The organism is Lentibacillus sp., assembly GCF_035301675.1.
Taxonomy (GTDB): Bacteria; Bacillota; Bacilli; order Bacillales; family Amphibacillaceae; genus Lentibacillus.
In genome coordinates this window covers 11,243-29,577 of sequence record NZ_DATGTT010000042.1, presented here as the reverse complement: position 1 = coordinate 29,577, position 18,335 = coordinate 11,243, and the positions used below count along the sequence as shown (strand labels likewise).

At 44.2% G+C, this 18,335-nt stretch carries 16 protein-coding genes; 3 read left to right on the top strand and 13 right to left on the bottom strand.

The annotated features are described in order from the left end of the window. Positions 1-76: 76 nt before the first annotated feature. Positions 77-697, top strand: a complete 621-nt coding sequence (ytaF, locus tag VK097_RS06230) for a sporulation membrane protein YtaF (RefSeq protein ID WP_324210943.1) — start codon at positions 77-79, stop codon at positions 695-697. Between the two features lie 185 nt (positions 698-882). Here ytaF and VK097_RS06225 read toward each other — a convergent pair whose 3' ends face one another. After that, entirely contained in the window at positions 883-1,779 is an 897-nt protein-coding gene (locus tag VK097_RS06225; protein ID WP_324210942.1) for an AEC family transporter, read from the bottom strand. 699 nt (positions 1,780-2,478) lie between these two features. Between VK097_RS06225 and VK097_RS06220 the strand changes: the two genes are divergently transcribed. Next, positions 2,479-3,315 carry a CvfB family protein gene (locus VK097_RS06220; RefSeq protein ID WP_324210941.1) on the top strand — a complete coding sequence of 279 codons (837 nt, stop codon included), beginning with the start codon at positions 2,479-2,481 and terminating at the stop codon, positions 3,313-3,315. 284 nt (positions 3,316-3,599) lie between these two features. Here the strand turns inward: VK097_RS06220 and VK097_RS06215 are convergent, their stop codons facing one another. The 3 genes from VK097_RS06215 to VK097_RS06205 form a co-directional block, all read right to left on the bottom strand. Further along, entirely contained in the window at positions 3,600-3,878 is a 279-nt protein-coding gene (locus tag VK097_RS06215; RefSeq protein WP_324210940.1) for a hypothetical protein, read from the bottom strand. A gap of 262 nt (positions 3,879-4,140) precedes the next feature. Continuing rightward, positions 4,141-5,694: a Na+/H+ antiporter NhaC family protein gene (locus VK097_RS06210; RefSeq protein WP_324210939.1), complete on the bottom strand. Its 1,554-nt coding sequence runs from the start codon at positions 5,692-5,694 to the stop codon at positions 4,141-4,143. Between the two features lie 207 nt (positions 5,695-5,901). Continuing rightward, the gene (locus VK097_RS06205; protein ID WP_324210938.1) at positions 5,902-6,099 is read right to left on the bottom strand and encodes an alpha/beta-type small acid-soluble spore protein; all 198 of its coding nucleotides are present in this window, start codon (positions 6,097-6,099) and stop codon (positions 5,902-5,904) included. A gap of 171 nt (positions 6,100-6,270) precedes the next feature. Between VK097_RS06205 and VK097_RS06200 the strand changes: the two genes are divergently transcribed. Further along, positions 6,271-7,053, top strand: coding sequence for an HAD family hydrolase (locus VK097_RS06200; protein ID WP_324210937.1), 783 nt, complete (start codon positions 6,271-6,273; stop codon positions 7,051-7,053). Positions 7,054-7,159: 106 nt separating this feature from the next. On the opposite strand, the gene VK097_RS06195 is transcribed toward VK097_RS06200, so the two are convergent. The 9 genes from VK097_RS06195 to VK097_RS06155 all read right to left on the bottom strand — a co-directional run bounded on the left by VK097_RS06195 (position 7,160) and on the right by VK097_RS06155 (position 18,169). After that, a complete protein-coding gene (locus VK097_RS06195) occupies positions 7,160-8,281 on the bottom strand; it encodes a glycerate kinase (protein WP_324210936.1) in 1,122 nt (373 codons plus the stop codon). 118 nt (positions 8,282-8,399) lie between these two features. After that, positions 8,400-9,386 (bottom strand): Gfo/Idh/MocA family protein, encoded by a 987-nt coding sequence (locus VK097_RS06190; protein WP_324210935.1) that lies wholly within the window; start codon positions 9,384-9,386, stop codon positions 8,400-8,402. Between the two features lie 209 nt (positions 9,387-9,595). After that, entirely contained in the window at positions 9,596-9,928 is a 333-nt protein-coding gene (locus VK097_RS06185) for a PTS lactose/cellobiose transporter subunit IIA (protein ID WP_324210934.1), read from the bottom strand. A 31-nt stretch (positions 9,929-9,959) separates the two neighbouring features. Next, on the bottom strand, positions 9,960-11,258 hold the full coding sequence (locus tag VK097_RS06180) for a PTS sugar transporter subunit IIC (protein WP_324210933.1): 1,299 nt from the start codon (positions 11,256-11,258) through the stop codon (positions 9,960-9,962). A gap of 59 nt (positions 11,259-11,317) precedes the next feature. Next, entirely contained in the window at positions 11,318-11,635 is a 318-nt protein-coding gene (locus VK097_RS06175) for a PTS sugar transporter subunit IIB (protein ID WP_324210932.1), read from the bottom strand. 28 nt (positions 11,636-11,663) lie between these two features. Further along, entirely contained in the window at positions 11,664-11,885 is a 222-nt protein-coding gene (locus VK097_RS06170) for a hypothetical protein (protein ID WP_324210931.1), read from the bottom strand. 235 nt (positions 11,886-12,120) lie between these two features. Then, positions 12,121-14,775 (bottom strand): sigma 54-interacting transcriptional regulator, encoded by a 2,655-nt coding sequence (locus VK097_RS06165; protein ID WP_324210930.1) that lies wholly within the window; start codon positions 14,773-14,775, stop codon positions 12,121-12,123. 309 nt (positions 14,776-15,084) lie between these two features. Then, entirely contained in the window at positions 15,085-15,765 is a 681-nt protein-coding gene (gene rpiA / locus VK097_RS06160) for a ribose-5-phosphate isomerase RpiA (RefSeq protein WP_324210929.1), read from the bottom strand. 22 nt (positions 15,766-15,787) lie between these two features. Then, positions 15,788-18,169, bottom strand: a complete 2,382-nt coding sequence (locus tag VK097_RS06155) for a penicillin acylase family protein (RefSeq protein ID WP_414672161.1) — start codon at positions 18,167-18,169, stop codon at positions 15,788-15,790. Between the last annotated feature and the right edge of the window lie 166 nt (positions 18,170-18,335).

The following is an 18,335-nucleotide window of genomic DNA, read 5'->3' as shown; positions in this document are numbered from 1 at the left end:
ATTTCCATACAATATCCTATGTTAGTTGAACCGAATCAAGCATTTAGGGGCGGATACGGAAAGGAAAATGATATCAATGCTCTATTATACCGGACTTATTCTTTTGATTATCGGCGTCAGTATCGACGGATTTGGCGCCGGCATGACATATGGACTGCGGCGTGTTCATGTACCGCTTGCGGCTTTGGGGATCATCATGCTCTGTTCCGGTTTGATTGTCTATATTTCAATGACAATCGGCAATGTGATTAAATCATTTATCACACCCGCCCTTACAGATAATATTGGCGGCATTATCCTGCTGGCCATTGGTTTGTACTGTCTATATAATGTAATCCGCTCAAAACAGGAACCGCCTGCTGAAATAGTTTCTGATGAGGAGACATGGGATAATTTTAAAACCGTAATGAAGGAACCTCACCAGGCTGATTTAGACCAATCCGGGCGTATTTCACTGTCAGAGGCTGTGCTTTTAGGGTTTGCGCTGGCAATTGATGCATTTGGCGCGGGGCTGGGTGCTGCAATGCTCGGGTATTCACCCATAGTAACAGCGACTTCCATCGCTTTAATGAGCGGGTTATTTGTATTATGTGGTGTAAAAACAGGGATCTTTTTGTCACAAAAAAAATGGATGCAGAAATTGACACTGCTGCCTCCATTTTTGCTCATGATACTTGGTATTTTGAATATGATCTAGCCATTTTATTACGAATTTAATGACAGAAAGTTTGTGAATCTATTATATAACCGAAATAATCCAGCCTATGACGACAATTGCGCCAATCACCATTAAAATCGTTCGGATCATCTGTTTCACCCTTTCAGAAATCACTGCTTGACCATAACGTTCCCTGAAAGACAGACTGAAAAACATAGCGTATGTCAGGTTATAACATTCAACAACACTGTTATGGTGACAACACTAACCAAGGTTGTCACCAGTGTAATGCTGGAAACAAGATCAGGTTCGGAATCAAACTCAATTGCGTACATGGTTGTCGTAGCAGCACTTGGCATGGCAGATACAATAAGAATCACTGACTTGATGATAGGATCTGCCGGCACTAAGCATATAAATAAAAAAATGATCAGCGGTGATAGTATCATCCGGGTTCCTGCTGCAGACAAAATGACCTGCCAGTTAAATGACAGCGACGTAATCGACGCCAGCTGCATTCCTAATATCACCATCATCAGCGGAATAGCTGCATTACTTAACATGGTCAGGGTCGAATAAACCGATTCAGGGATATTGATTGACATTGCCTGAAACCCGATGCCAAGAACTGCCGCATACGTTGCCGGCATTTTTAAAACAGTCTTGCACGCCCGCAAAAACCCGCTCGTACTGCGCGAGGCATAATACACCCCGAATACGTTCATGAGCATCGTCTGAAGTACCATCAAAAATATGGCATACGGCATGGCCGCTTCGCCAAGACTAAACAGGATTACCGGCACCCCGTAATTGCCGCCATTCATGAATGCAGTCGTCAGTATCGCACCGCTTTCCACCGATTCCTGCCATTTAAATATACGCGCGAACAACTTCACGAAAAAGATCATGGTAAATAGCAAGAAAAACGCATATATGACAATAATCGTATAACCCTGGTTAAAACTGGCTTCATATAAATTTGTGAATACTAAAGCAGGCAGAAATATGTAAATCGATGCCGCGGCAAGTGATTTTACGTCAAGAACGCGAATGCGCTGCAGCACAAAACCCGCTCCAAACACCGCCATGATCGGCAATACAACTTGAAAAAATATATCCATCTTTACATCCCCATTGGTATATGTGTTCCTCAAAACGAATAACAAGGACTGAGAAATTCGAGTCGGCGCGGATTCGAGCACAAGAAATACTTCACTCAAACTGCATTCCATAAAGTAAGAGTGCTTTTTCCATGGAGCACAAAAACAAGCCAACAACGAATTTCGACGTGGTATGTCACCGGATTTTTTGAACAATTTTTTGAAGCAAATCTTTCACCAGTCTACCATTCGAACTACAGGCTTGCCAGTTTTATAAATAGAGTCTTTCCGATTTAGGGTTATTGACTCGTCGGTTATAACAATTTCTTCCAACCAATTGTCGTTTTCAGACATTCAATAACAGATTTATTGACATTTTTCGGGTTTTATGGGATGATTATTTGGTTCAAAGTAAAAGTAAGTCGTAATTTCTGGCATTCTGCTAGTTCGTTTTTGAAGATGCTTATTCTCACTGGCGCGGCTTCGGGGCCGCAAGGACGTCAGAGCAGGAAGGGCTGACGTTGCTTAAGTTTAGAAGACACCAGTGGAACATAGACCGCGGCAAGGAATATCAACGAAGAGATAGTTCCACCCGAATATCAGTCGGGACAAATATAAAAATGAAAGCTTATGTGTTACTTTGCAATTTAAAGGGGTACTCTTAGTAGTAAGAGGTACCCCTTTTCCAATACATATCAGGAAAGAAGGCATGATTCATTCATGAAAGTTGGAGCAACCCAGACAATGACAGTGATTCGGCAGACTGAAGCGGGATACATATTGCAAAACGATGTATTCCTGCCTATTCAGATGGTGAAATCGGACTTGACTTCGGGAGAAAAAGTCGATGTTTTTCTTTATAACGATCGAAAGGGCAATATTGTCGCAACAACAAATCACCCCTCTGTGCAGTTGGATGAGTACGACTGGGCTGAAGTGATTGAGATTATTTCGGGACTGGGAGTGTTCGTTGATATCGGCATTGAAAGAGAAATTCTCGTATCATACGATGACCTCCCAATGTTTGAAAGTGTTTGGCCAGCAAAGGGCGACATGCTGTTTGTCAAACTCGCGACAGACAAAAAAGGACGGCTGATTGCAGCACCTGCTTCTGAGCGTTTTTTCGCGGAACATTGGGAATTGGCGTCCGAAGGGCTTTTAAATCAGCCTATCGGCGGCCGTGTATACCACACCGACAGGGAAGGAGCTGCCATCATTTCGGAAGACGGCTATCGCGGATTTATCCATCACACGGAACGCAAACAGGAGCCCCGTCTCGGTGAATGGGTTGAAGGACGCGTGATTGGCGTAAAGGAGGATGGAACTGTTAATGTTTCCCTCAGGCCGCTCAAACGGCAAAGTATGAAAGAAGATGCGGATGACATTCTCGAACATCTGGAACAAAATGGCGGAATCATCCATTTTAATGATAAAAGCGATCCTGAAGATATCCGTGGAACATTTGGCATCAGCAAGGCTGCATTTAAGCGGGCGCTTGGTAAGTTAATGAAAGAAGAAAAAATCGAGCAACGTGATGGGAAGATCCATTTGATTTAACCTTAATTTTGGGAAATAGCTTTGCCAGATGAACATGCCGATTAAAGCTCAAGCCCGGGGTGGAGATTTCCCCGGGCTTGAAATGGTATCCTTCTGTTGATATTTTCATTCTTCCGGCGATAACTTTCCCTGTTCTGCTGATAGTTGCCCTTTTCTGGTGATATCCTTTCTCTCCTGTCGATATTCTCCCTGTTCTGCTGATATCCGCTCTCTTCTGGCGATTTGCCGAAAGATAAAAAAATATCCGCCTTCAGTCAGGCAGATATCTGTTCTTATTCATTTAATTAAGCGTGGCGGTAGGTTTCAACAAGGGATGTTACAATACCACCGACTGCTGCGGCAAACAGGCTTGCTGTGCCCCATCCGCCAAAACCTAATCCAATCATTTCAATTTTCGCAAATGATGAAATCGTCACCATGATGATGCCGGCAACAAATACAACTGCAATGGGAATATAAATACCATAACCTTCATTAGAAGATGCCAGCGTAACAATGATATTCACAATCATGATGGCCACCAGGAGCGAAATACCCATAACCAGGCCCAAAGTAAACAACATAATCTCACCTCATCAAACTTTATTTTACTATATTACATTTTATCTGTACGCTTCAGCAAAGTCAATTTAATCCTAACTCAAACAGGATTTTTCAAGAAAATGCCGAATACTTGTTTCTGAAGAAGAATGAACATATGCAGACTTTTGAAGAATACATATATCAAAGTCCTGATATGAAGCAGGAAGGAAACAATCCAGAAATTACGCTTAAAATAAATGCGTAAATAAGCGGACTGCTACAGATGTCGCAGTCCGCTTATTATTACACTGTTGCTTCATTTTGATTCGGTATTTGTTTCCCCCAAACCTTATTCAAGATGAAAGCCAGGATGAACAGGACGACAGCGCCAACAATGATCGCCAGAACGGGTGACCCTGAAATCCCGACCGTCAGGAAGGATATGACACCGCTAATTCCGGCTGTAATAGCATACGGAATCTGCGTATTCACGTGATCAATATGGTCGCTTCCGGATCCAGCCGAGGACAGAATCGTCGTATCGGAAATCGGTGAACAGTGATCGCCGAATATTCCGCCGCTGAATACCGCAGCAATCGCCAAATACATCGAAAGGTCCATCGAAGCAGCGAGCGGCATGGCAATCGGGATCATAATTGAAAATGTTCCATATGATGTACCTGTTGTAAACGCAACAATCGCTCCGATCAAGAAAAGCAGTAACGGAATGATGGCAGATGATGTTGTCTGTTCGGCAAAACGGACGATATATTCTGCCGTTCCAAGTTCTGTAGTGACACTGCCGATTGACCAGGCTAATATCAGAATGATGTAAACGATCATCATACTGCGGAAGCCGCTGACTATGATGGAGATTGATTCCTTAAACGAGTAAAGTTTTTGCTGTATGCCCATGACTAGTGCAACAACACCGGCCACAAAAGCAGCAATTAATATCGATGTCGCGCCATCAGCTTCCCCAAACGCTGTCACAAAGCTTTTTTCCGGATATCCCCCGCTCCACAGGAATAACGGTGGAATCATCCCAACCAGTACGACAATCGGCACAACCATGCTGCGGATTTTAGGTGTGTAGCCCTCCGGCATTTCAACTTCGGCCATTTGATCGTCAGACGGCGGCTCAGCATCATCCCGAATGACTTTACCAGAAGTACGTGCGCGATATTCCGCTTGTGCCATCGGTCCGAAGTCCCATTTCAAGAAAACAATGATTCCAACAAGAATAATAGCTAAAATAGCGTAAAAATTAAATGGAATTGAAAAAATATAGGTCATGTATTCTGAATCGGAAATTCCCAACTCGGTATACTGTGCCCCTATCAGCCCCATTACAAAAACCACCCACGTCGATACAGGGCCTAAAAGACACATCGGTGCAGAGGTTGAGTCAACTATATAGGCTAATTTTTCACGTGATACACGCATTTTGTCAGTCACCGAGCGCATCACACTCCCAACCGTCAGCGCATTAAAGTAATCTTCAAAGAAAATAATCAGCCCAAATAGCATCGTGGAACCCTGTGCGCCTCTTGGCGTTTTAACTCTGGCGGAGATGGCATTTGCAATTGCTTCTGCACCACCGGTCTTTTGCAAAAAAGCGATCAATACACCAAAAAGCCCACAATAAATCAGCACTGTTGCATTCCATGGATCTCCCGCACTGGGAATAATAAAATCACTGAAACTTGCGTACAGCCCCATAAACGGATTCCAGCCATACATCATGGTCGCCCCAAGCCAAATCCCGGCAAATAACGCAGGAATAACGTTTCGGGTGATGAGGGCAAGTACAATCGCTATAACAGGAGGCAGCAGCGACAGTATCCCAAACTCCATTTTTTACTCTCCCTTCCAACATAATGGACATATTCACTAAGAATATATGTCATATCTTCTCATATTATTTGTATAAATAGAAGACAAAATTAATTTCACCCAAACAAAAAAGTCTCATCCTCTTCAATAAACATGTAAATTATTAAATGAAAAAAGCCGCCTCAGATAGCTGAAACGGCTTTTTCCCAGTAGCAAGTCCGCAAGAAATTATTTTTTGTTTTCGGACATGCCTGATTCGGCTATTTTGATCATGCGCTTGACCATTTCGCCTCCCACAGAGCCATTTTCACGTGCAGTTGTATCCGCTCCGGGCTGGACACCAAATTCATTTGCAATTTCCTCTTTCATGCTTTCCATTGCATCCTCTGCTCCAGGCACCAACAAATCGTTTTTGTTATCTGCCACAACTGATCACTCCTCGTGGGAATTCAAACAGATGCGATTCACCTGTTCATGTTTTAGTGTTTGACAAGAACAACCAAATAAACCTGTTAAAAATTATCAACTAAACATTCTTCGCTAAAAATTACTCCCTATGGTAAAATGCTTCTATAACTACACGACAAGGAGATCAACATGGCATACAAGATTTTATTTCTCGATATTGACGGAACTATTTTAAAACCGGACCACACATTTTCTGACATCACTAAGCAGGCGATATCATCTGTTAAAAAGCAGGGCATAGAAGTCTTCTTGGCGACAGGCCGGCCACTTCATGAGATCAGTGAACTGGCAGAAGAACTGGATGTCCATTCATTTATCGCATACAATGGTGCTTTTGCCATTCACCAGGGGAAAACCATCGTAAATGAACCAATTCCCTTGAATAACATAGAGAAATTTATTGACATCGCAGCGAGAAATGACCACGAGTTGATCATGTACACACGCGAAAAAAATTATATCACAAATCTTGATCGGCCATTTATAAGCCAATTTATCGATATATTTGACCTGAAAATGAATGCAGCGTTCACTCCCGATATCATGGATAAGATTCTGGGCGCGACAGTCCTCAATGTTACGCCGGAAAAAGCCCGCCTGTATGAAATTGAATCCAATCTGCGCCTTTCCCCTGTTCATGTCAATGGAGCGGAACACTGCTATGATATTTTGCGGAAAAACGTCAACAAAGGACATTCAGTTGAAAAAATCCTCAGCCTTCTGGATATTTCCCATGATCAGGCCATAGCCTTTGGTGACGGCATGAACGACAAGGAAATGCTCGGTGCTGTCGGTGAAGGATTTGCCATGGGTAATTCCCATGAGGATCTTTTTCGTTATGCCAAACATAAGACAGCGACTGTGACCGATGAGGGCATCGCATACGGCCTGAAACAGCTTGGCCTGCTTTAGGATGGTTAGGATCGGGGGAGCGACCCGGTCCTTATTCATATATGAAAATATCCAGTTTCTGCAGCAGTCTTTTCGTTTCACGTCCCAATCCTGTACCTCATTTTACTTAAAATTGACAAACTAAATGAATCACTTGCTTAACTTGTTCATAAAGCAGATCCTCAGCCTGTTCAATGCACTCCTCTAGGGTCATCGGCTTATTAACGATGGAAAAACATCCCGAAAACTTTTCTCTTAACATGTCCAAATCTCCGTCCAGACTGCCTGAAATCAGGACAGTTGGAACCTGATGTTTTTGTGCAAGAGATGCAATATAGCCTGGTGCTTTACCGTAAAGTGTCTGTTCATCACTCTGACCTTCCCCTGTCACAACAAGATCTGCTTCTTGGATTACTTCCCCAGCATTCATGGCATCTGCTAATAGTTTTGCTCCGGAAACAAGATTACCGCCAAGGGTTAATAAAGCAAAACCCAGGCCACCGGCAGCGCCCGCACCGGGGATATTTTTGAAATGATTATTCAACACAGACTCGATGGCATCCCCGTACCGGTTTAAAGCAGAATCATAGTGCTCCAGCTCCTCTGTCTTCAATCCTTTTTGCGGACCGTAAACATTTGTCGCCCCCTTCTCGCCACATAGCGGATTATCAACATCACAAGCAACTTTTATATCGGCTTCAGCAAGCCTATGATCAATATCTTCAAAACTTACACCTGTTACGTCCAGCAGATCTTCACCGAACATACCGGTTTCATGCTCATTTTCATCCCAAACTTTCATCCCCAATGCCTTAAGCATGCCAAGACCGCCATCGTTCGTTGCGCTGCCGCCCAGCCCGATAACAAATCTCCTGCAGCCCCGTTCAAGCGCATCCAACATGGTTTCACCGATTCCGAAAGTGGTTGTTAAAGCCGGATTTCGTTTATCCTCCGGTACCTGAACGAGTCCCGCAATACTGGCACATTCGATGATCGCCGTATTTGAATCGACAATGGCATAAGATGATTCAATATGGTCGCCTAATGGCCCTGTACACATAATAGAGATGCGCTGCCCTTCAGTAGAAGCAAGCAGTGATTCCAGCGTTCCTTCACCGCCATCAGCCATTGGTTTCAGGGTAACGTACGAGTTTTTATCAATTGCTGTGATAGCTTGTTGCATAATTTGCGAGGCCTGTATGGATGTCAGACTTCCTTTGAAAGAATCCGGTGCAACGACGATATTCATAACGTTCTCCTTTATATTATATATTGGTTAACTCTAATATAATCCAGCAGGTCATTTGTTGCAATAATATTCTGAATTGCTAAGCATGCAAAAAAGAGGACCCTTTAAAGGCCCTCATTCAGTCATTCTCGCTGTCAAAAATAATGCCATTTTCATGCCGGACTTTTTCGGTAACTGACAGCACATCATAGCTGAGCTGTTTCAGCCGTCCATATGCCTCCATATCCCGGGATTGAATAATCCTGGCAAATTCCTCGGCTTCATATACCATATTGTTCGGGTGTTGGTCCGCCTTCAGCATTTTTTCTTCCGCAGAGCCGTTGTACACCACCCGCGGCTTGTACATGTCACCTGCATTCTCAAACAAAAGCATCCCTTTTTCACCATGGATTTCACATCTGTTGGACGATTGCGCTATTTTTGAACAAAGGATCGTACCGGTGAAATCAGGATATGTCAAAACGAGCGTTCCGCTGCCATCGACACCGCTATCCAGCTGCACCGGAAAATACGAGGCGTCGGCCGGTTTGCCAAATAATCCGACTGCGAGTGACAGCGGATAAATGCCAAGATCCACGAGAGCGCCACCCGAAAATTTTGTCGTGAAGATATTCGGCTCCTCACCGGCCAAGTATTTGTCATACCTTGATGAATACTGAACAAACGGCAAAATCATGCTCCGTACTTTACCGATTTCCCGAAGCCCCTCCTGCAGACTCTTAAAATTAGGTGAATGCAGATTCCGCATCGCTTCAAACAAAAAGACATCATTATCAGCGGCGGCCTTGTAAGCCTTCTTCCATTCTTTTAAGTTCGAAAATATCGGTTTTTCGCAAATGACATGCTTCTTCTGGTTTAGAAATGTTATGACATGTCCAAAATGCAGCGAATTGGGTGACGCTATGTAAACAGCGTCCAACACGTCACAGGCTGCCATCTCGTTCAAATCTGTGAAAACACGTTCAACAGCATGCTTGTCTGCAAAAGCCTCCGCTTTATCCGTCTTTCTGGAATAAACGGCTGCATGGGTTAAACCTGCCGATTCTTTTGATGCTTCAATAAACGCATCTGTAATCCAGCCGGTGCCGACTGTACCGAAGTTCATTTTCAACTCCCCTTTCAAGAGCGTGTTCAAAAAGGAGGATAAAAAAGGACCACGAAGTTCGTGGCGGCGCAGTTTCAAGCAGCGGAAAAACAAGCCAGCCAGAAATAACGATGTGTCATTTTTACCGGAGTTTTTGAACAACCTATTCAATATAATAATACTGCTTAACACCTAACAGTGCCAAGCAGTATTATCATGGTATACTCGGGTTATTGTTCCAGCTTTTCAACCCGTTTTTCAAGCTTTTCAGTATTTTTCAGGTGCTCAATCATTCGCTTGATTAGCTGAAGTTCTGCTTGAGCTGTCATGACGTGGTCCTGTGCATGAATCATGAAAAAGCTTGGAACTGCTTTTTCGTCCTGGCTTTGGATCAGCTCTGTCTGATATTTGTGACCTTTCAGGAACTCGTCATTCGCTTCCTCCAGCAATTTTTCAGCTTCTTCAAAGTTATATTCTTCAGCTTCATCCAGTGCTTCATATGCTGCACCCCGGGCATTTCCCCCATGCAGAATCAACTGTGTCATGATCTCTTCATAATTCATTCGTCAACACTCCTCTTAACGTCTATCACATTTACGCTTCTTCTGTTGATTGTTCTTCTTTAACAAGCTGTTTATCGTATTGTTTGAAGAACGGCCAGTAAATGAGCGCAGCAATAACAGCGTTCATGATTTGTATCAGTCCTGCAATCCATGATCCGCCTGTTGCAATGAAACCGCCGAAGAAGATCGGCACCGTAAATGGCGGCTGTACGATAACTGGTGGCATGACACCTGTTGCAAACAGAATATAGTTAATCGTCACGATGACAACCGGTCCCAATACAAACGGGATAATCAACAGCGGGTTCAATACAATTGGCACCCCGAAAATTAATGGTTCATTAATATTGAAAAGTGATGGAATAATCGCTGTTTTCCCAACCTGTTTCAATTGTACTGAAGCTGCGAACAGCAAAAATACGGCAAGACCAAGGGTTGTACCTGATCCTCCAATGTGTGTAAACATGTGGAAAAAGGGTTCAGTAACAATTCCATTTGCTTCAGCTGGGTTACCGGCACTGATTGCATCAGCATTGTTGGCCATCTGCGTCATCCAGAACGGGTATGCCACAGATGAAACAACGTTCATACCGTGAATACCAATGGACCAGAGCACTAACATTAAGAGAATCATACCAAGTGCAGCCCAGTATGAGTTTGATGCAGATACTAATGGGCTGAACAAGTCAAGTACTGCTTGCGGTATCGTCACACCCATATTCGCCCAGACAATCCATTCCAGTGCCCACACTGCTGGTAAAATAAGCAGAAATGGCACCAGCGCCCGGAATGTTCGCATCACATATGGCGGCACTCCCGCCGGCATTTCAAAAGCAACACCCTTATTGATTAGAAAACGCATCGCTTCCGTAGTCAAAATACCTAAAATAATTGCCACAAATAATCCTTGCCCGCCAAGATAATTGAGGATATCACCAAAAGGCACCTGCGTAATATCCGTTACAGGGAATGCGGTCATGAGAAACGCCAGCATTGATAAGATACCTGCCATAGCCGCATCCATATCATGCCTTAATGCCAGGCTGTAGCCAACACCGAATGCGACCGTCAATGCCATGATTCCAAACGTGAGATTATACGGGAATAAAATCTGTCCCTGAATCGGTGTTATCGCGTCTTCCCACGCATTGATAATCCCCCAGTCAAGGGATGACGGCGGATTTGCGATAATCAGGAAAATCGCACCGGTAATGATGACGGGCAGTGCAAAGATAACAAATGCATCACGAATTGACTGCAAATATTTATTTTGGGCAATCTTGCCCAATGGTTCCATTAATTTATCTTCCATCCATTCGACCATGTTCATAGTGATTACCCCCAGTGAAGGTGTCCAAAAGCCCAAAATCCTGCTTTTGGACACTCATCTTATTTTTCCAGCAAGTTTAATGCCTGATCCAGTACCTTTTCTCCATCCATCAGGGCAAACGCGCGCTGATCAACAAGTTCCATCGGAATACCATGCTCGTCTGCCACTTTGCTCACTTCTTTTTTGAGATGACGGACTTGCGGTTCAAGCAACGCCACATCATATTGGCTTGCCTTCTCTTTAAATTCTCCGGTGCCGCCAGCGTAAGCTTCCACATCCATTCCGCGTTTTTCTGCAGCTTCCTGAACTTTTTTTGCCAATTGACTGGACGTCGCACCCCAGCTGCACAGTATGATCACTTTCATTTGATCTGCCATAAATAATACGCTCCTTTAATTTTTAAAATTATTTTCTGGCCAAAACGTCTTTAGCCATTTTATCAATCTTTTTATAATGTCCCATCAGCCAATAGGAAAACCACGATGCAGCAAAAATGACAATGGAAAATGCAATACCATATCCGAGGATAAGATTAGCTGACGGCTTTCCGGTTATCACTGCAAACAAACCGTAGCCTGTCCAAATCAGTGCGAATACTGATGCATAAATGATAAAGAATTTTCTCATCCTATCCCTCCTAACTTTTGTATAGTTTCCACGTTTACCAACCTTTCATGCATCCTATTGTCCTGTGGGTACACCCACTTTTTATATAGCAAAAATCATGCCAAGTCTTAAAAAGAAAGGAATAACATTTATCTTTGAAATCGTTTATACCAAATACTGAAATATTTTTGACAAAATGATGCACCGGCATGAAAATCAAGCCATAAAAAAATGTGTGCAATCAATTTTGCACACATTACCGGGAAAGTTTGATAAGCTCCCGTTTTACATCACCTGTCAATTCAATATGGAATGTTCGGGTTATCTGCTGGAAAAGTGGTTGCCACAACTGCTGCTCCTGGTTGGTAGGAACGGTCTGATTATCCAATGGTATCGATGACAAAAACCGGTCATCATGGTATTTCATACGATCCGAAATAACGCGGTCAATCAGACTCCCGATATGCATCCACATGCCAAGCTCGCGATTGCTGTCCCAGTTATAATAATCCCGAACGGGCGGCATGTAATCGTGCAGCAGATCAGCGATGGTTTTCGGATTGACGTATGTGGCGATTTCCTGCAGCCCTCTGATAATCAGTCCATAAATTTCCTCAGATGAGACATCCTCATCAAGCTGCGGCAAGTCAGAATTTCTGGTGATCTCCAGCAGTTTATGCATTCGTGAAATCCCTTCATTCTGCAGGAGTTCCCATGCAGGAATATAGGGTATCCCTTCGATTGAAACCGGGACCGTTCCAATAATTGCAATAACCTCGTAATAATCTTTCAGACCAGTCAGAACCGACGTGTCTTTTGTTGCGGGATCAATTCTTACTGATCTGATAATGACGTCCTGATCAACGGCTGACAACTGACTTTCCAGCCATGATTCCAGAAGCTGGGCAGCACCTTCTCCGGTAAAACAGACAGTGGCAATCAGTCTTTTCTTCTGGATTCCAGTCTGGTTTTGATCTTTTTCCATAAACGTTAAAAGTGCATTTTTTGCTTCATGATATATGCCATCCAATGTCTGATCCGATATCAATGATTGCCTGCCGGCTTCCATGACCATAGGGAGATTAACACTCGATAACGTTCTGATCGGCACATTCAATTCATGCTGAATCGTATCGCCCATCGTAATGAGGGAACCAATGTCGACCAGGAGTAGCACGCCTCTGATATCAGACATATTGTTAATGGTCTGTTTCACCCGCTTATACGTATCTTCTGCCGCGATATTCAGCGGCATATCAATCGCCCGGATGACATTATTGCCCAGCAAATAATTGGTCACTTCTGCCATGGACGAAGCTGTTGAACTGCCATGTGTCACAACAATTACAGCCAGCTCCTGCTCCACGGTGAACTCCGGTGCATCCTTTTGTTCCGGTGTCAGGAAATGCGCGATCAGTTCGATTTCCTCCTGCGGCAGCTTCATGCCGATGTTCGTCTGTAATTGACTCGCAAGCTGACCGGCAGCTTCACGGTATGCTGCATTCGGATGGACCATCACCGGGATAGGTTCCTTTTGAACATTCCCCCGCAAATGGTTCCGGTAGTTCTGCAAGTGGAGACCAATCACATAAAGCTGACTTTTATGGATGCTGAAAGGAAGAATTACATTCAGTTTTTCCGCCGAATTCTGAAGCACCTGGAACAAATCATCATCAATCAGCCGCTGCCAGCTATCCTGTGAAAATGCAGGCTGTCTGTATTTTTCCGTGAGGTCCCGGATGTAGTCCAGCACCACTTTTTGCAAGTCAACCTTTTCTTTGTTCGTTGCGTCCTTATTTTGATGGTCAAGACGCTGATAGATATTGGGAAACACATACGATGATTCTTCATTTATATAGCCGTATTCAATCTTTCGGGATGGTTTCGTTTGCTTGTCACGCTTGTTTTTAACCGGATTGTTTCCGGGGAAATCCTCCAGTCTGACAAGTACTCTATCGTCTTCCTTATTTATATAACGCAAATAAGCCCGTGCACAGGCGATTTGTATATCACTTTTCAGCTGACCGATATTACCTGGGCAGTCATACGACAAAAAAGCTTTCCGGCAGTCATCTTCAATCGACAGTCCGGCATTCATTTTCGAAGCCTCTGCGGTCAAAAAGTGATCAATCAGTGCCTGACGTTCAGACGCGGTTCGTTCGCGCAGCGGTGGCACATCAAGTTTCACGGAAAAACGGCGCAGCAATGTTGATAAAAGATAAGATTCCGAATCTTCCGTTGTCGCCCCGATGATGGCAATATCAGCATGGAATTCACGGGTAGCCTCACCCAGCCGATGATAAATGCCATTATCCATCAAATAAAACAGCATCTCCTGTCCGGATGGCGGCAGCCGGTGAATCTCATCAAGAAATAAAATTCCTCCGTCCGCCTCTTCGACCAGACCGACTTTATCCTCATTTGCACCCGTAAATGCCCCTTCTTTTATCCCAAATATCTGCCCGACAAGCAATTCCGGATTTTGGGCATAATCGGCACAGTTAAATGCAATAAACGGTTTATCCCGGGAATCTCCGGAATTCTCAACGGCCATGTTGGAAAGCTTTTCCGCCAAGTATGATTTGCCTGTACCTGTTTCACCCGTCAGTAAAATCGGAAGCGGTCTTGACGGGTATAAAAATGCTGCCATTCCCGTTTCAAGTAGCGGCTCCAGACTCTCTCCAGATCCAATGACATTCCGCTCGGCGGGTGCGTCGTGCTCTGTTTTAACAATCATATATTTTACCGGTTTACCGGGTATTTTCATCACACGGTTAGCTTTCACAAGATCATTTAAATAACGGCTTGCAGTCGACCGGTCGATTTGCAGTGCACTTCCGATTTCATCAGCAGTTGCCCCATTACTGCCAATTTGCTGTAATTGCTTATATATATCTTTAATTCGACTCATACGCTGATGTAACCTCGTTTTATAACAATTTGTCTTCTGTTTTTATTTTAGCATTAACAGACTAATAATTCATGCAGCATCATCCGATAAGCAATCTTTTATTGTAACAAGGCTCTTTTCACTCAATTTATTGCTTTTCCACTGCAGTTGACTATACTCCGAGGCATTTAAATGAGATGTTTGGGTGTTATGATACCTGCTCAGGAAATACACTCCGCTTTTTATGAAATTGCTAAGTAAGAATTCATTCTATAAAATGATGAAAATAGAAGATTCTATTAGTAAACAGCAATAATTTAAAATAGGATATTAACCACGCAGCACTTCCACTCTACCATGATAACCAACGATCACTTCGTCAGCCATATCAGGGAACAATCCGTCTTCAACAACACCGGTCAGCTGCTTCAATTGCTGATGTAATGTCGTTGGTTCCTGTATGGCACCGAAGTCACAATCCACGATATAGTTGCCATTATCAGAGACAAAAACACTGTTATCATCATTGCATCGCAGGATTGGATTACAGTCCAGCTCAGCAATCTGTCCTGCAGTCGCTTCCCAGCCAAACGGTAAAATTTCAACCGGGAGCTTAAAATCCCCCAGCCGGGAAACTAGCTTTGATTCATCAACAATGACAACGAACTTCCGGGCAGCTGCTGCGATAATCTTTTCACGTGCAAGGGCTCCGCCGCCGCCTTTTATCAGGTCCCATTGCCCGTCCACTTCGTCGGCGCCATCAATCGCGACATCGAGCTTCTGTGCTTCTGAAAAATCCGTCAGCGGCACGCCATATTCGTTGGCCCATGCCGCGGACTGCCATGACGACGGAATACCTTTCACATCAAGACCGGCCCGTGCATGTTCTCCAAGTTTCCGGATCATCCAGTAAACAGTCGAACCTGAGCCCAGTCCGATTGTCATTCCATTTTCAATGTGTGACAGTGATGCTTCTCCCGCAAGTTTCTTAGCATTATCCTGATTTGTCATGCCGGAATCACTCCTTCATCGATTAATCGTTTGGTGTCAGTATTAATTCCATTCCATCATGTTCATCTGTTTGCGTCACGTGATATGCTCCCGCTGCCCAGTCATCCATCTGATCGTGATACCACTCACTTCTGAAATGGCCTGCCTGCCCGGGACCAACAATATGATAACCTTTCCCGGTGTCATTCATATCGATAACAAACCGCCATGACGCACCATGATCGACAATGCCTGTTTCGGCATCGTAACTGGCAGCCATTGGTGTCACACTGCTGCCGCCGACGGGAATCGGGCTTTCACGATTGAAAAAGAATTTAAGAAATCGGCTGGTACCAGACAATGGATGATTGAATTGGACTTGATGATAGTCACCCCACTTCCAGTCTGTCATGGTGCTGCCATACTCATCCGTTAATTGAGTCAGTGTGTTTTCCAAAGACGTCTGCAAAACGTGCTCCAGCCCTCCGTTTTGCTCGATCCAGATGGAAGCATTTCCTTTTCTTAATAGTTCATCCGTCGTCTGCCCTTTACCGGCAAATAAATCCATCACCTCATCCGGCAGTTCAGGGTCATACAGCACGTTTTCGATTTCATCCATCCACCGGTGAAAAATAAGTGGCTGTGCGTCTTTTTTTCCATCCTGGTAATCCCATTCCGACATGAGCCCAAGTGCTTCTTCCTGTTCCCCGGAAAGGTTAGCATCCTTAAGTGTATCAACAAACATAGGTACAAATTCCCGTGCCTGCAGATTTGTCTGATCCATCTGCAGCGCCTTCATATTTTCCGCCGTCAGGTCCCCTCCTGCCGAAAGGACTTCGACGATTCGTGCATAACGATATGGTTGTGCCCATATATGACTGATGTGGTACGGATACTCTCCGCCGGCAATTTTATTGTTGGCTGTTGCAATAAAACCTTTTTCAGGATTGACGATAGTCGGCAATTCGTCAAATGGAATGTAGCCCTGCCACTCATTTTCCTGTTTCCAGCCTTCCAGCGGCAATAACGCATCATCCGCATTGTCATAAATAGGGATATTTCCGTTTGCTTTGTAGGCAATTGTCCCGTCTTTTCCTGCAAACACAAAATTCTGTGCCGGAACAAGAAATTTTTCCAGCCCTTGTTCAAATTCTTCCCAGTCTGATGCCTGATTGATTTCCAGAATTGCCTCCAGTTCGGTGGTCGGCTCCAATGCCGTCCAGCGAAGCGACATAACGGTATTGCCGGCAGACTCTTTGGCAAACTCCGAAATCACCGGGCCATGACGTGTTTCGATCACCTCGTAATCAATCGTTTCACTGTTTTTCACTTCAATCGGTTCATCAATGACGTTCGCTTCCTCCCAGTTGCCTTCATATAAAAATTCATGCGGGTTATCAGGGTTGCGCTTTTCAATATAAAGCTGCTGCACATCAGGTCCTGTATTGGTGACACCCCAGGCGATATCATCATTGTGGCCAAGTATGATTCCGGGCACGCCTGCAAAAATAACGCCGCTGACATTAACCTCCGGTGATTCCAAATGCATCTGATACCAGATAGAGGGTGTGGCAAGCCCCAAGTGCGGATCGTTTGCCAAAAGCGGCATACCCGATTCAGTTTTCTCGCCGCTCACGACCCAGTTATTGCTCCCATTAAAGCTATGCGGTATCACGGCATCTTTAAAACTCAATGCGACATCCACTTCTTCCCGTTCAAAGATTGTGGGCTTATTTTCCGGATAATTCGGAAACAATTCATATGCTTTTTCATCCGGGAGATTGTTCAACACATAATAATTGAACGCCTGACGTTCCCAGTGTCCGCCCAAATCAAATGCCATATATTTGCCGATCGTCAACGAATCAATCGGTGTCCATTCAGCCGGTTCCGTCCCCATTAAGGTAAACTCGATCGGCAGACTGTTGTCCGCTTTGGCTTGATCAATGTACGCGTTTACTCCGTCGGCAAACCATTGCAATACCCGTTTGCTTTCTTCAGAATAGATGTCATATGACGCCTCGGCGGCACGCCTTAAACCAAGCGTCCGAAAATATTTATCCTGTTCAACTGAAGCTTCGCCGGCAACCTCGCTTAGTGTGCCGGAAGCCTGCCTTCGCGACATCTCCATCTGGAACATGCGGCTTTGTGCCTGAATATACCCCTGCACCATGTATAAATCATGGGCGTTTTCGGCTTGTATATGCGGTACACCGCTGTCATCCGTTCTGACGGTCACGTCGTTTTCCAGTGCCGGCAGTTCAATCGTTCCCTCTGTTTGTGCAAGTGATTTGTTTATGTACACATTAACGAAAACCAGCAGCACGATACCAATTACTGCCAACACCCCAAGAAGAATCAGCAGTATTTTCTTTTTGCTGCGCTTTTTCTTCACTGGTGGTCCTGTAACCGTTTCTGTCTGCAACTGATGATACCCCCTCCGATTTTTGCTTCTTCCTATATATTTCGTCATACTTGTAAAAATACCTGCAAACCAGTAAAAAGGACTCTTTACAGAAAAAGGAATTTAATATTACCATTGATTTAGAGGCTTTCAAAACGTTTGTAATCAAGTCGCAATCAAATTGTAA